The sequence below is a fragment of the Nocardia violaceofusca NBRC 14427 genome, assembly GCF_963869435.1.
Classification (GTDB): Bacteria; Actinomycetota; Actinomycetes; order Mycobacteriales; family Mycobacteriaceae; genus Nocardia; species Nocardia aobensis.
In genome coordinates, this window is record NZ_CAWMPM010000001.1 from 289674 (window position 1) to 303136 (window position 13463).

A 13463-nucleotide genomic window follows, 5' to 3' on the forward strand; every position below is an offset into this window, starting at 1 on the left:
GATGGATGCACTGGCCGAATTCCGGGAGCAGGTGCGGCAGTGGTGTGCGGCGAATATTCCGCCCGAGTGGCGGGCACGGCAGACCGGCGCCACGGACGCGGAATTCGTGGAATTCCAACAGGAATGGTTTCAACGCCTGCGGGCGGGCGGTTTCGCGGTGCCGCACTGGCCGCGGGAGTGGGGCGGCGGTATGCCGGTCGCGCAGCAGGCGGTGCTGTATTCCGAACTCGCGGCACACGACGCGCCGCGGCTGGTATTGGCGTTCGTCTCGATTCATCATGCGGCCTCGACGCTGCTGGCCGCGGGTACCGCGGCGCAACGCGACCGGCATCTGCCCGCGATTCTGGACGGCGAGATCTGGTGCCAGGGTTTCTCGGAACCGGACGCCGGATCGGATATGGCGGCCCTGCGCACCTCCGCCCGCCGCGACGGCGACACCTACGTGCTCAACGGCCGCAAACTCTGGGCCAGCGGCGCGGCGTTCGCCGACTGGTGCCTGCTGCTGGCGCGCACCGATCCGAAAGCCCCGCAACGGCACGGCATTTCGTATTTTCTGCTCGATATGCGTTCGCCCGGGGTGGAGGTGCGGCCGATCCGGCAGGCCACCGGGGAGTGGCATTTCTGCGAAATCTTCCTCGACGACGTCGAGATACCCGCGGCGAATCTCATCGGTCCCGAGCATCAGGGCTGGCAGGTGGCGCAGCGGACGCTCGGCGCCGAACGCGGGCTGACGATGCTCGAACTGGCCGAACGGCTGGCGCACGGCGGCTTCCGGCGACTGGCCTCGCTGTGCGCGCGGCCGCGCCCCGATGGCGGATGTGCGCTGGACGATCCACCGGTCGCGGATCGGCTGGCGCAACTGGAAACCGAACTGGCCGGCCTGCGGGGTCTGTGCGCCGATCTGGTCGCGGCCGAGCGGCCCGGCCCGGCCGATGCCTCGATCGTGAAGTTGTACTACAGCGAACTGCTGCAGCGGATGACGGATTTCGGGACGGAGGTGGCGGGGGTGAGCGCCCATGCGGTGCTGCGCAAACCGCGATCCAGCGGATGGGAGTCGGGGGCCTGGATGCTCGACTTCCTCGGGTCGTGGGAGTGGACCATTCCCGGCGGCACCAGCGAGATCCAGCGCACCATCATCGGAGAACGCGGACTCGGCCTGCCGCGGGAACCGGTGGTGCCGCGATGACCGGGCAGCTGTCGGAGCCGGTGACCGACTTCGCGGAGGTGCACGACGATCTGCGCGCGGTGGCGCGGCGCGTACTCGGGGCGACCGCGCCGGGGCAGCCGCAGGACTGGACGCCGATCGCGGCATCGGGGTGGCCGGGGCTCGAGGTGGCCGCCGAATTCGACGGCGCGGGAGCCACATTCGCCGAGGTCGCGGTGGTGCTGCGGGAAATGGGCCGCGCCCTCACCCGCGGTCCTTACGCCTCGGTGGCGGCGCTGACGCTGCCCGCACTCGCCGCGGTGGCGCCGAACGCCGCCCGGGACCGGCTGTTGCGCACGACGGCCGGTGGCGCGGCCGTGCCGATCGTGGTGGCGGGTGGGGACGCCAAGCCACCGTGGGACGGGTCCGGCGGATTCGTGCCGTTCCGGATCGAGCGCCGCGACGACGCCGTTTATCTGCGCGGCACAGCGGAATTCGCGGCCGACATCACCGTCGCGACCACGTTGTTGATTCCGTCGAGAGAACCGGACGGATCGGCGGTGCTGGTGGCGGTGTCCCCGGGCTCGCCCGGTCTCGCGTCCACCGAGCAGCCGATTCTCGACGCGACCCGCACCGTCGGCACGGTGCACGCCGAGGACGCCCGAGTCGACGCGGAGTCGGTCTGGCACTGGACCGGGACCGACCCGTTGCGTGCGCTGTTCGAGCGGGCCGCGCTGGCCACCGCGATCGACAGCGTGGGACTCGCCGAGGCGGCCCTGGAAGCCACCGTCACCCACGTGCGTACCCGCGAACAGTTCGGCCGGCCGGTCGGCTCCTTTCAAGCGGTGAAACACGCGTGCGCGGATATGCTCGTCGCTCTGCGCATCGCGACCGGGCTCGTCGACGCCGCCGTCGCCGCGCACGTCCATGGCGCCGCGGACGCGTGGATCGCGGTCGCCCGAGCCAAGTCCCACGCCTGTGCCGTCGCGGTCGACATCGCCGGAAAGACCATGCAACTGCACGGCGGGATGGGATACACCTGGGAGAGCGGCATCCACCGCTACCTGGAACGCGCCACCTTCAACCGCGCACTGTTCGGCTCCCCGGCCGAACATCGCGCCCACCTCGCCCACCGCTACCGGGAACCGGACTTCACCCCGTGAGGCGCTGTCGTCAGCGGGCGGTCCATCCGCCGTCCACGACGATGGTCTGGCCGGTGACGTAGCTCGCGGCGTCCCCGGCCAGCCAGGCGACCGCGCCCACCACATCCTCGGGGGTGCCGTGGCGGGGCAGTGGTGTGTTGCGGCGCAGGTATTCGCGGGGGCGTTCGTTGTCGTAGAGCGGGGCGGTGATCTCGCTGCGGAAGAAGCCCGGCGCGACCGTGTTGACCCGGATGCAGTGGCGGGCCCACTGGACCGCCAATTCGGCTGTCAGACCGGATAATCCGGCCTTACTGGCGGCGTAGGACGCCTGCGGGATGCCGGGGATGCCCACCCGGCCACTGATCGAGGAGATGTTGACGATACTGCCGCGGCCGACCGCACGCATATGCTCGAACACCGCCTGCGACAGCAGCAGCGGTGCGGCCAGATTCAGCTCCAGGGTCGACCGGATGGCCGGCAGCGGTTCGGATTCCGCGCGTTGCTCGGTGAACATGGTGCCCGCCGCGTTGACCAGGATTTCCGGCGGACCCAGCCCGGCGGCCGTCGCCTCGGCGATCACGCCGAGGCGGTCCAGCTCCGACAGGTCGGCGGCGACGGCGAGGCCGTCGATCTCCGCGGCCAGTTCCTCCAGCCGGTCGCGGCGACGCGCCACCACCGCGACCCGGGCGCCGAGTCCGGCGAGGGTGCGAGCCACGGCTGCGCCGAGGCCCGACGAGGCGCCGGTCACGATCGCGACCCGGCCCTTCAGATCGAAGACGTCCGCCCCGCCGGAGCGCCGCTGTTCGGTCACCGCGTACTCCCTTTCGCCGCAACAGGTTTCATGAGGAAGGTGCGCCGTGCGGTCACGACGGTCCTCCGGTCCGTGCGGCCACCAGCGCCGCGAGTTCGGTGCGCCGAATCTTGCCCATCGCATTCACCGGCAGTGCCGGCACCTGAACCCAGCGCTCGGGCACCTTGTAGCTCGCCAGTTCGCGGCGGCACCATGCCGTCAGCGCATCGAAATCCACTGCCGGCCCGGTGCTTTCGACGACGGCGGCGACCCGCTGGCCGAGCCGCTCGTCGGGAATTCCGCAGACCGCCGCGGCGGCGACCTCCGGATATCCGGTGATGACCCGTTCCACCTCGAGCGGATAGACGTTCGCGCCGCCACGGATGATCACCAGCTTCTTGCGGTCGATCACCCGCAGCCAGCCCTCCTCGTCGACGGCTCCGATATCGCCGGTGGGTAGCGGAAGCGGCTCGCCCGAACGCACGCGGCCGTCGGCCCAGTAGCCCAGCATCGGTGTCCATCGGCCTGCCCACGGCCCGGCCGACGCAGGGGACAGCCGCAATTCACCCGGTTCGCCGGCGGGCAGGCGGTGACCACCGTCGTCGTAGGCGGCTACGTCGAATTGCGGTGTCACCCGGCCGCTCGTGCCCGGCCGCCACGCCGAACCGGGCGGGTCGATCGACACCACGGTCGGCGCCTCGGTGAGCCCGTACGTGACGCGCGGGACCAGGTCGTGGGCCTCGGCGAAGGCGCCTCGCACCGCGTCGGAGGTGTCGCTGCCGCCGCTCCACACCTCGCGCAGCGAGCTCAGATCGGTGTTCCGGCGGGCCAGATCGTAGAGCTGGGCGGGAGCGCCGTTCCACACCGTAACCCGATGCGCGGCAATCCATTCCGCCACTCCGTCGGCGTCGCGCCGATTCATGATCACCGCGGTCCCGCCGGCCTGGGCGGTGGTGAGGGTGGACAGGATCATCATGTTGAGAATGGTCAGCGCGAAGCTGTCGCCGCGGCGCAGATCCGGACCCCAGCCGCGGGTCGCCACCGTGACCGCACCCGGCAGCAGCATGCCGCGCTGGGAATGGACGACGGCCTTGGGGACCCCGGAGGTGCCGCTGGTGAACGCGATTCCGGCCGGTGCCTCGGGATCGGTCTCGATTCGCGGCGCGGGCTCGGCCGCGCGGAGCAGCCCGGTCCATCGGTCGGGATCGACAGCGTGCGACATTCGCGGTTCGAATCGCGGCCCCGCCAGGACGACCGACGGCTCCACCAGATCGCACAGCAGTTGCTGTTCGGATGCCGCGGCCGCCTCGCCGATTCCGGCCCACACCGCGCCGATCCGCTGTGCGCCGTGGAAGGCCGCCACGATGGGCAGATCGTTGGGCAGACACGCCGCGACCCGATCGCCCGGGCGCACCCCGAGCCGCCACAGGGCGCCGGCCGCCCGCGCCGCCGCTTCGTCGAGTTCGGCATACGTCCACGCTCCCGACACCGCTTCGATCGCGGTGGCGTCGGGCCGGGTGGCGAGCATCGGATCGAGGATCGTGGCGACCGAAGCGGGAATCCGCACGCCGTTGTTGTCACTGCCCACCGAACCTTGATATCACTATCCTTGTAAAGATTCATCAGATAGCCTGAAGATGTTGCCCCCGAGGGCTGTTCGCGACTCCGCGCGGCCGGTGGGCTTCGATTCCACGTGCCCGGACGCCGTGGTCACGCCCGTCCGGAGCCGGTCGTCGCGCGGGAGTGTCGAACGAGGAGGCACCGATCATGCAGCCGCCGAACACCGCCGCCGGTCCGCTGGCGGGGGTGCGGGTCATCGACCTGACCGCGATGGTCATGGGCCCGTACTGCACGCAGATCATGGCCGACATGGGCGCGGAGGTGATCAAGATCGAGCCGCCGGCCGGGGACAACACCCGCTACATCTCCGCCGGACCGGAACCCGGGATGGGTGGGGTGTTCGTCAACGTCAACCGCGGCAAACGCAGCGTGGTGCTGGATCTGCGCACCGAGTCCGGAAAAGAGGCACTGCGCGCAGTGATCCGCACCGGCGATGTGTTCATCCATTCGATGCGCGGACGGGCGATCGCGGCACTGGGTTTCGACTATCCGGCGGTGGCGGCGGTGAATCCGGCGATCGTCTACACCAACTGCTACGGCTACGGCCGCCGCGGCCCGGACGCGGATCGCACCGCCTACGACGACACGGTCCAGGCCGAATGCGGCCTCCCCTATGTGCAACAACGCCTGACCGGTACCACCGCCTACGTCGGGACCATCATGGCCGACAAGGTCGCCGGCCTGACCGCCCTGTACGCGACGGTGATGGCGCTGTTCCATCGGGAACGCACCGGTGAGGGCCAGGAGGTGGAGGTCGCCATGTTCGAGACGATGGCGGCGTTCATGCTCGTGGAGCACGCCGCCGGCGCCCTGTTCGAACCGGCGCTCACGCCGCCGGGATATCCGCGTGCGCTCACCCCCGACCGCAAGCCCTACCGCACCGCCGACGGATACCTCGCGGCACTGGTCTACAACGACAAACAGTGGAACGCGTTCGTCGACGCGGTGCGCCCGCCTTGGGCCACCAGCGAATTCGCCACCCTCGCACAGCGGGCCGCGCGGATCGACGAGGTTTACGCGCTACTGGCCGGCACGTTCCGGGAGCGCACGACACAGCAGTGGCTGGACCTGCTCGGGGGACTCGACATCCCCGCGGCGCCGGTGAATTCCCTGGACGCGCTGTTCCACAATCCGCATCTCGAGGCGGTGGGCTTCTTCGAAACCGTCGACACACCGAACGGTCCGGTGCGGTTCCCGGGTCCGCCCGCGTGGTTCTCCCGCACCCCCGGCCGTGTGGCCGGACCGGCACCGCGGCTGGGCGCACACACCGCCGAATTCGTCGGCGATCGAAACAGCGGTCTGACGCGCGCCGGTGAGGGAGGCGCCGCATGACGGTCGTGCGCGATCCGGCGGACCTGGATCTGAGCGAATTCCTGCGACCCGGCGATCATGTCGTGATCGGGCAGGCCTGCGGCGAACCGCCGACGCTGGTCGAATCGCTGTTGCGCCAAGGTGCGGGCATCGGCGGGCTGACCGTCTTCATCGCCACCAGTTTCTCGGGATCGTTCACCCCGGCCGCCACCGCCGGCCTGCGGATGCGCAGTATGGGCGCGATCGGCGCGCTGCGCGGCCTGACCGCTTCGCACGCCCTCGAGGTGATCGCCTGCCACGTCGGGCAGATCGGGCCGATGCTCGAATCCGGCGCGCTGCCATGCGATTGCGCTTTCGTCCAGGTCGCGCCCGCCGACCGCCACGGCAATCACAGCCTCGGGCTGGTGAGCGACCATGTCGCCGCGGCGGTGCGCGCCGCGCGGGTGGTGGTGGCCGAGATCAACGAACAGGTGCCGTGGACCTACGGCGAATCGATTCCCGGCAGCGAGATCGACTACGCCGTCGAGGTCTCGCGACCGCCGGTCACCGTCGTCCCGCCGCGAATCGGGCCCGTCGACGAGGCGATCGCACGCCACGCGGCCGCCTTCATCGGCGACGGTGCCGTGGTGCAGACCGGGATCGGCGCGGTGCCCGACGCGCTGCTGCGGATGCTGAGCGACCGGGTGGATCTCGGCGTCCACTCCGGAATGATCGGCGACGGCCTGGTCGACCTCGTCGAGGCGGGCGCGATCACCAACGCCCGCAAGCGCATCGACACCGGCATCTCGGTGACCGGCGCGCTGATCGGCACCCGCCGGCTCTACGACTTCGCCGACCGCAACCCCGCGATCCGGATGTGCCCGGCCACCTACACTCACGATGCCGCCGTGCTCGCCCGGCTCGACGACCTGGTGGCGGTCAATTCCGCGGTGGAGGTCGACCTCACCGGACAGGTCAACGCCGAACAGCACGGAACGGCCTATCTCGGCGGCACCGGCGGACAGGTCGATTTCGTGCGCGGGGCGGCGCGCGCCCGCGGCGGGCACGCCATCATCGCGCTGCCCGCCACTGCCAAGGGCGGCACCGTGAGCCGGATCAGCGCCGCTCTGTCGGGACCGGTCACCACCGCGCGCAGCGAAACCGACATCGTCGTCACCGAATTCGGCGCGGCCGAGCTGGCCGGGCGCACTCTCGCCGAGCGGGCGCGCCGGTTGACCGCCATCGCCCATCCCGATTTCCGCGAGGATCTGGAACGGGCCGCGGCCGAGATCACGAAGCGAGGATTCTGAATGGCCGACACATCCGCGACCGATCCATCCCGCACCGAGGCGGTGCTGTTCGACGCCCGTGCCGACGGCATCGCCGTCATCACGCTGAATCGGCCCGCCACTCGCAACTGCCTGGACGCCGAGATCCGCGCGGGTCTGTTCGCCGCCTGGGACCGCTTCGAACACGATGCGGCACTGGGGATCGCGATCCTCACCGGCGCGGGGGACAAGGCCTTCTGTGCCGGGGGCGATCTGAAGGAGATGGTCGCGACCGGGATGCGGGTGCCGCCGCGGGAGATGTACCCGCTGCCCTACGACACCATCGAATTGTCGAAGCCGACCATCGCCGCGGTGAACGGCGCCGCGTTCGCCGGCGGATGGATGATCGCGCAGGCCTGCGATCTGTGTGTCGCCGCGACGACCGCGCGTTTCGCGGTGACCGAGGTGAAGGTCGGGCGCAGCTCGCCGTGGGCGGCGCCGCTGATCCACATGATCCCGCAGCGCATCATGATGGAACTGCTTCTGACCGGCGCCCCCATCGACGCACGGCGAGCCTACGAGATCGGCCTGGTCAATCGCCTCGCCGAACCGGGGCGTCTGCTGGACACCGCGATCGAGCTGGCCGGCGAAATCCTCAGCGGCGCACCGCTTTCGGTCCGCGCCGCGCGCGAGACGGTTATGCTCGCCACCGAGATGGGCCGGGCGGCGGCCCTGCGGGCGGCCCGCGCGGCCAGTGAACGCTGTTATCGGAGCGAGGATGCGCAGGAGGGGCCGGCGGCGTTCGCCGCACGCCGCCCGCCGGTGTGGAAGGGGCGTTGACCGATGTCGGCCGCGCCGCACGATACGTCCACCGCGTCGGATGTGATCTGCGGCAAAAGTCGGCACAAATGAGACCCTTGTCACACATGTCAAACCGACCTACTGTGTGTTCAGTAGGTTGCTTCGACCAAAGGAGTTCGGTGTCCGGTCAGCGACGGCCAGCCAACGTTCGGGCCTACGACACGCTGCTCGCCAAGGGGGAGGAACGCAAACTGCGCATCCTCGCCGTGGCGCAGCGGATGCTCGCCCGCAACGGGTGGCGGTCGACCACGCTCGCGCAGATCGCCCGGGAAGCCGGAGTCACCCCGGCCGGGTTGCTGCACCACTTCGAATCGAAGGATCAACTGCTGCACGCGGTCCTGGAGGCCCGCGACACCGACGACGAGATGCACGCGGATCTGGAAGGCGAACTGCCCGAACAGATCTCCGGAGTCGCCGATCGTTTTCACCGCGCACCCGATCTGATCGGCATGTACGCGGTGCTGTTGATCGAGAATCTGGAACCCGATGCGCCGCTGCACGATCGCCTGCTCGATCGCTACCGCGCGGCGACCGATCAGGTCGCCGAGAGTATCCGGCGCGGACAGCGCTGCGGGCGCTACAGCGCCGATGTGGACCCTGCCGTCAAGGCTGTGGAGATAGTCGCTTTTCTCAATGGAATGGAAACGTCATGGCTGCTCGATCCCTCGATTCCACTGACCAAGGTGTTCCAGGAGTACGCTCGGTCGCTCGAACGCGAGCTGACGCGCAGCGACGTCCATTGAGGTACCGGCTGGGTGTGGTGGCGCCGACGGTGACCGAAGTGGTGCGCTGCGCCGGCGGCTGGCTGTTCGATCGCGGGATGGCCGGCTGGGAGGTCACCGTCATCGTCGGCGATCCCACCCACGCCCGCGCGCTCGAGATTCTCGGCGCCGTCGTCCTCGATATGGAGGACTCACTGTCCTCGCCCGTCCACGGACCGCATCCGCATGCGGTGGCCCTGGCCGGTGAGTTGTTCGAAACCGATCACCGCATCCGCTGCGGCGTCCTCGACACGCTCGACCGCGGACTGTCCGAGGTCACGCTGCTCGGCGAGTTCTGTCCCGACGAACTCGACTGCCGGGTGGATACCGTGCAGCACCGATTGAGTGTCGCCGCACGGGCTTTCAAGCGTCAGGCCCTCGCCGCCGCGGGGATACCGGCCACCGCGGTGGCTCCGCTGGAGACGTTTCGCAGCGGAGCACCGGTGTGGGCGCCGCCGGTGGATCTGGTGCCGGTGGCCGGTTAACCGTCCGCTCCGTCGTCGTCCATATCGATGACGACCTTTCCGACCGCGTGCCCGTCGGCGACCAGCCGGAGGGCCGCGGCGGAGTCGGACAGCGCGAAGCGGGCGCCGATATGCGGGCGCAAGCCGTCGGTCAGCAGCCGCCCGAGTTCGCGCTCGTTGCGGTCGAATTCGGCCCGGTCGATATCCTGGAACTGGAAGCCCAGTACGTGAATTCCCTTGACCAGCACCAGATTCAGCGGGATGCGGGGAACCGTGCCGGAGGCGTAGCCGACCGTGACGAAACGCCCGCCGCGGCGCAACGACCGCAGCGCCGGTTCGCTGAGCGCCCCGCCGACCGGATCGATGACGGCACCGGCGCCCCCGGGCAGCGCGGCACGTAAGCCGTCGCGCAGATTCCCACCGCGGTGGTCGATCAGATGCGCGGCCCCCAGAGATCTCGCAACCTCGAGCTTGGCGGGGGAGGAGGCCACCGCGGTCACCGACAGCCCGAGCCGCGCACCGAGTGCCACCGCCGCCGACCCGACCCCGCCCCCGGCGCCGAGCACGATCAGCTCGGCGCCCGCCGACACCCGCGCCACCGACCGAATGCAGTGGTACGCAGTGCGATACGTGACACCGAAGGCCGCCGCGTCGGCGAAATCGACGCCCTCCGGAACGCGCGTCAGCTTGCCGGCCGGGGCCGCGATCTGTTCGGCGAACGCGCCGTGCAGGCCGGTGCCGCACACCCGATCGCCGATCGCGATCGGCCCGCAGCCGGGACCGAGCGCGACGACCTCACCGGCGAATTCGCTGCCCGGGACGAACGGTGGGGGCACGCTGATCTGATACTCGTTCGCCACGAGCAGGACATCGGGAAAGTTGACCGCGGCGGCGCGCACCCGCACCCGGGCCTCACCGGTGCCCGGTTCGGGAACCGGCCGCTCCTCTATGCATACCACCTCCGGTGGCCCGTACTCCGCGCACACCGCCGCCCGCATCCGGCTCATTTGCCCTGCCAGCGGGGTGTGCGGCGTTCCAGGAATGCGCGGGCGCCCTCGGCGGCGTCGGCGCTGGCGAAAATCGCGTGCTGCCAATGCTTCAGGCGTTCGGCGGCCGCGGCGTCGTCGGTGACCGCCAGTCGGGCGAGTTCCTTGGAGGCCGCCAAGCCGAGCGGTGCGTTGGCGGCGACAGTGGTCGCCACGGCGACCGCGGTGTCGAGAACGTCCGCCGGTGCGGCTACCGCGTTCACCAGACCGATCCGCTCGGCGCGCTCGGCATCGATGAGCTGTCCGGTCAGCAGCAATTCGAGAGCGATGCCGAGGGGAATGCGCGTGCCGATCCCGGTGCCACCGCCCGCGGCGAAAAGTCCGCGCTTCACCTCGGGTAGCCCGAACTTCGCCGCCGCGGAGGCCACGATCACATCGCAGCCCATGAGCAGTTCCAGGCCGCCGCCCACCGCGGTGGCATTGGCGGCGCCGATGACCGGAACCGGCGTGCGGCCCGAGGCCATGCGGGCGTAGGCCTCGAGAGCGCTGCGTTCCTCGGGTGACTCCGCGTGTATGCCGGAGCCGTCGGAGAACTCGCGCAGATCCATCCCGGCACAGAACGCGCGGTCGCCGGTGCCGGTGAGCACCAGTGCGCGGATCTCCGGATCGGTTTCGGCGGTCAGCACCGCCGCGCCGAGACCGCGTAATACGGTGCCGTTGAGTGCGTTTCGCGCACCGGGACGGTTGATCCGGGCGATCAGCACCGCGTCGCGGCGCTCGACGACGACCTGGTCGGTGGATTCGGCGGGGCTCATCGGTACTCCGTACTCTCGGCGAGGTCGGCCGCCTCGCGCATCAACTTCGGCACGATCGGGCCGAAGGACTGCAACTTGACATCGTCTCCGGCGCGCTGGAATCCGCGTTCCAGCACGATGGCCAGCTTCCATTTGGCCAGGATCAGGTAATAGTCCAGGTCGTCGACCTGCCGGCCGGACACGTCCGCGTAATGCGCGACCAGCCGGTCTCGCGATGGCATGCCGCGCAGGTCCACATAGCTCACCCCGGCGGCCTCCGGGGCCCGGGTGTCGTCCGGCCAGCTCTGCACCATCCAGGCCAGATCCAGTTTCGGGTCGCCGACCGTTCCCATCTCCCAGTCGACCAGCGCCGCCAGCCGGGCGGGCGCGCCGTGTTCGAACATCACGTTGGCGAACTGGTAGTCGCCGTGCATGAGGCCCGGGATGTAGTCGAGGGGCCGGTGCGCGCGCAGCCATGCGGTGGCCTCGGCCATCCCGTCGAGGTCGCGGCCGCGGTGGCGGGTGAAGAAATCGGTCCAGCGATGGACCTGCCGTTCGTGGAATCCGTCGGGCCGGCCCAGATCCTGTAATCCCTTGGCACGCCAGTCGACTCGCGACAGCAGCGCGATACCTTCGGCGAGCTGGTAGGCCAGGCCGGCCCGGGCGTCGAGATCGGTGTCGAACGGCGCCGGCCAGCGTTTGCTGTCCATCGGCGACCAGCCGTCCACATAGCCCATCAGATAGAAGGTGCGGCCCAGGACGGAATGGTCGGTGCAGACCGCGACGGCGGGCGTATGCGGGACGTCGGTGTCCTCGAGCGCCGCGGTGATCCGCCACTCCCGCGCGATCCCGGCGTCGCGTTCGGGAGGTGCGCCGGCGGGCGGGATACGCAGGACGCAGCGGTATTCGCCGCGGCTGATCAGATAGATCTCGTTCTGGGTGCCGCCGGAGAGGAACCGGGCCTGCGCCGGTTCGCCGCGGCCGGGCAGGTCGCGGGCGTCCATCCACTCCGCGAGGCGGGCGGTGTCGATCACTGGTTACCTACTTCGTGTTCGAGATGATCGGCGAATTTCGCCCGGGCGGCGTCGAGCCTCTTCGGGATCCACTGGCTGGGCCACAGATCCTCGCTCGGGCGGTAGTCGCGCAGGACCTGTTTGGCGACGGTGCCCTTGTGCACCTCGGTCGGCCCGTCCGCCAGGCCGAGCACGCCGGCGCCGTGGATCATCGTGAAGAAGGGCATCTCGTTGGTGACCCCGAGCGCACCGTGCACCTGCATCGCGCGCCAGGCGATGTCGTGCAGCACGGTCGGCATCACGACCTTCACCGCGGCGATGTCCTTGCGCACCTTGCGGTAGTCGTTGTATTTGTCGATCTCCCAGGCGGTGTAGAGCACGAACAGCCGGAACTGCTGCAGCTGGGCGTAGGAATCGGCGATATAGCCCTGCACGAACTGCTTGTCCGACAACCGGCTGCCCGCGGTTTCGCGGCTCAGCGCCCGCTCGCACATCATGTCCAGGGCGCTGCGGGCCAGTCCGATGGTGCGCATGGCGTGATGGATGCGCCCCCCGCCGAGCCGGGTCTGCGCGATGGCGAAGGCCTGTCCGGCGCCGCCGAGCAGTGCCGAATCCGGAACGCGCACATTGTCGTAATGGATCAGCGCGTGCGCGCCGCCGTCGAGCGGTTCACCGTAGAGTCCGACATTGCGTTCGATGCGCACACCGGGGGTGTCGGTCGGTACCAGGAACATCGACATGCCTTGATAGGCACTGACATTCGGATCTGTCACCACCATGACGATGAGGAAGGCCGCGGTGGCCGCGTTGGAGGAGAAGAATTTCCAGCCGTTGATGATCCAGTCGTCGCCGTCGCGCACCGCGGAGGTGGTGAACCGGGTCGGGTCGGCGCCGGCCTGTGGTTCGGTCATCGAATAGCTGGAGAACAGTTCCCCCTCGAGCAGTGGCCGCAGATAGCGCCGTTTCTGCTCCTCGGTACCGAAATGCGCGATGATCTCGGCGTTGCCGGTATCGGGAGCCTGGCATCCGAAGATCACCGGCGCCCAGGACGATCGCCCCAGGATCTCGTTCAGCAGCGCCAGTTTCACCTGTCCGTAGCCCTGTCCGCCGAGTTCGGGGCCCAGATGCGTGGCCCACAACCCTTGGTCGCGCACCTGCTGTTTGAGCGGATCGAGCACAGCGCGGCGGGCCGGATCCGGTGGCACGAACTGCTCGTGCGGCCAGATCAGGTCGAGCGGTTCGACCTCCTCGCGGACGAACGCATCGGCCCAGTCCAGCTTCCGCTGGAACTGCGGATCGGTCTCGAAGTCCCACGCCATTGCGCCTCCTC

13 protein-coding genes are annotated in these 13463 nt (G+C 69.7%); 7 read left to right on the plus strand and 6 right to left on the minus strand.

From position 1 onward, the window contains the following. The first annotated feature begins 1 nt into the window (after position 1). Complete coding sequence (locus tag AC5592_RS01425) at positions 2–1186, plus strand: acyl-CoA dehydrogenase family protein (protein WP_036509121.1); 1185 nt, start codon at positions 2–4, stop codon at positions 1184–1186. Beyond that, positions 1183–2307, plus strand: coding sequence for an acyl-CoA dehydrogenase family protein (locus AC5592_RS01430; protein ID WP_063063107.1), 1125 nt, complete (start codon positions 1183–1185; stop codon positions 2305–2307). The genes AC5592_RS01425 and AC5592_RS01430 overlap by 4 nt, the downstream gene beginning before the upstream one ends. Before the next feature lie 10 nt (positions 2308–2317). Here AC5592_RS01430 and AC5592_RS01435 read toward each other — a convergent pair whose 3' ends face one another. Beyond that, on the minus strand, positions 2318–3097 hold the full coding sequence (locus tag AC5592_RS01435) for an SDR family NAD(P)-dependent oxidoreductase (RefSeq protein WP_036509126.1): 780 nt from the start codon (positions 3095–3097) through the stop codon (positions 2318–2320). A 52-nt stretch (positions 3098–3149) separates the two neighbouring features. Then, the gene (locus AC5592_RS01440) at positions 3150–4664 is read right to left on the minus strand and encodes a class I adenylate-forming enzyme family protein (protein WP_232329145.1); all 1515 of its coding nucleotides are present in this window, start codon (positions 4662–4664) and stop codon (positions 3150–3152) included. Between the two features lie 179 nt (positions 4665–4843). Between AC5592_RS01440 and AC5592_RS01445 the strand changes: the two genes are divergently transcribed. The 5 genes from AC5592_RS01445 (at position 4844) to AC5592_RS01465 (ending at position 9361) form a co-directional block, all read left to right on the plus strand. Then, on the plus strand, positions 4844–6028 hold the full coding sequence (locus AC5592_RS01445; RefSeq protein WP_083871443.1) for a CaiB/BaiF CoA transferase family protein: 1185 nt from the start codon (positions 4844–4846) through the stop codon (positions 6026–6028). Beyond that, positions 6025–7296, plus strand: a complete 1272-nt coding sequence (locus AC5592_RS01450) for an acetyl-CoA hydrolase/transferase family protein (protein WP_036509129.1) — start codon at positions 6025–6027, stop codon at positions 7294–7296. The genes AC5592_RS01445 and AC5592_RS01450 overlap by 4 nt, the downstream gene beginning before the upstream one ends. Beyond that, positions 7297–8094, plus strand: coding sequence for an enoyl-CoA hydratase/isomerase family protein (locus AC5592_RS01455; RefSeq protein ID WP_063063108.1), 798 nt, complete (start codon positions 7297–7299; stop codon positions 8092–8094). Positions 8095–8234: 140 nt separating this feature from the next. After that, a complete protein-coding gene (locus AC5592_RS01460; protein ID WP_036509135.1) occupies positions 8235–8858 on the plus strand; it encodes a TetR/AcrR family transcriptional regulator in 624 nt (207 codons plus the stop codon). 29 nt (positions 8859–8887) lie between these two features. Then, the gene (locus AC5592_RS01465; RefSeq protein WP_371507052.1) at positions 8888–9361 is read left to right on the plus strand and encodes a hypothetical protein; all 474 of its coding nucleotides are present in this window, start codon (positions 8888–8890) and stop codon (positions 9359–9361) included. Here AC5592_RS01465 and AC5592_RS01470 read toward each other — a convergent pair. The 4 genes from AC5592_RS01470 to AC5592_RS01485 are packed head-to-tail and all read right to left on the minus strand — an operon-like array spanning position 9358 to position 13452. Continuing rightward, on the minus strand, positions 9358–10338 hold the full coding sequence (locus AC5592_RS01470; RefSeq protein ID WP_063063195.1) for an NADPH:quinone oxidoreductase family protein: 981 nt from the start codon (positions 10336–10338) through the stop codon (positions 9358–9360). The two genes, AC5592_RS01465 and AC5592_RS01470, sit on opposite strands and share 4 nt — an antisense overlap. A gap of 5 nt (positions 10339–10343) precedes the next feature. Further along, positions 10344–11141: an enoyl-CoA hydratase/isomerase family protein gene (locus AC5592_RS01475; RefSeq protein ID WP_036509145.1), complete on the minus strand. Its 798-nt coding sequence runs from the start codon at positions 11139–11141 to the stop codon at positions 10344–10346. Next, positions 11138–12124, minus strand: a complete 987-nt coding sequence (locus AC5592_RS01480; RefSeq protein WP_051025450.1) for a phosphotransferase family protein — start codon at positions 12122–12124, stop codon at positions 11138–11140. The genes AC5592_RS01475 and AC5592_RS01480 overlap by 4 nt, the downstream gene beginning before the upstream one ends. A gap of 26 nt (positions 12125–12150) precedes the next feature. Then, positions 12151–13452, minus strand: a complete 1302-nt coding sequence (locus AC5592_RS01485) for an acyl-CoA dehydrogenase family protein (RefSeq protein WP_063063109.1) — start codon at positions 13450–13452, stop codon at positions 12151–12153. Between the last annotated feature and the right edge of the window lie 11 nt (positions 13453–13463).

Bases quoted from the DNA above. Each gene is read 5' to 3' on its own strand.
- AC5592_RS01485 (WP_063063109.1), bottom strand. From the start codon at position 13,452: ATGGCGTGGGACTTCGAGACCGATCCGCAGTTCCAGCGGAAGCTGGAC.
- AC5592_RS01445 (WP_083871443.1), top strand. From the start codon at position 4,844: ATGCAGCCGCCGAACACCGCCGCCGGTCCGCTGGCGGGGGTGCGGGTC.
- AC5592_RS01480 (WP_051025450.1), bottom strand. From the start codon at position 12,124: ATGGACGCCCGCGACCTGCCCGGCCGCGGCGAACCGGCGCAGGCCCGG.
- AC5592_RS01430 (WP_063063107.1), top strand. From the start codon at position 1,183: ATGACCGGGCAGCTGTCGGAGCCGGTGACCGACTTCGCGGAGGTGCAC.
- AC5592_RS01475 (WP_036509145.1), bottom strand. From the start codon at position 11,141: ATGAGCCCCGCCGAATCCACCGACCAGGTCGTCGTCGAGCGCCGCGAC.
- AC5592_RS01450 (WP_036509129.1), top strand. From the start codon at position 6,025: ATGACGGTCGTGCGCGATCCGGCGGACCTGGATCTGAGCGAATTCCTG.
- AC5592_RS01455 (WP_063063108.1), top strand. From the start codon at position 7,297: ATGGCCGACACATCCGCGACCGATCCATCCCGCACCGAGGCGGTGCTG.
- AC5592_RS01425 (WP_036509121.1), top strand. From the start codon at position 2: ATGGATGCACTGGCCGAATTCCGGGAGCAGGTGCGGCAGTGGTGTGCG.
- AC5592_RS01470 (WP_063063195.1), bottom strand. From the start codon at position 10,338: ATGCGGGCGGCGGTGTGCGCGGAGTACGGGCCACCGGAGGTGGTATGC.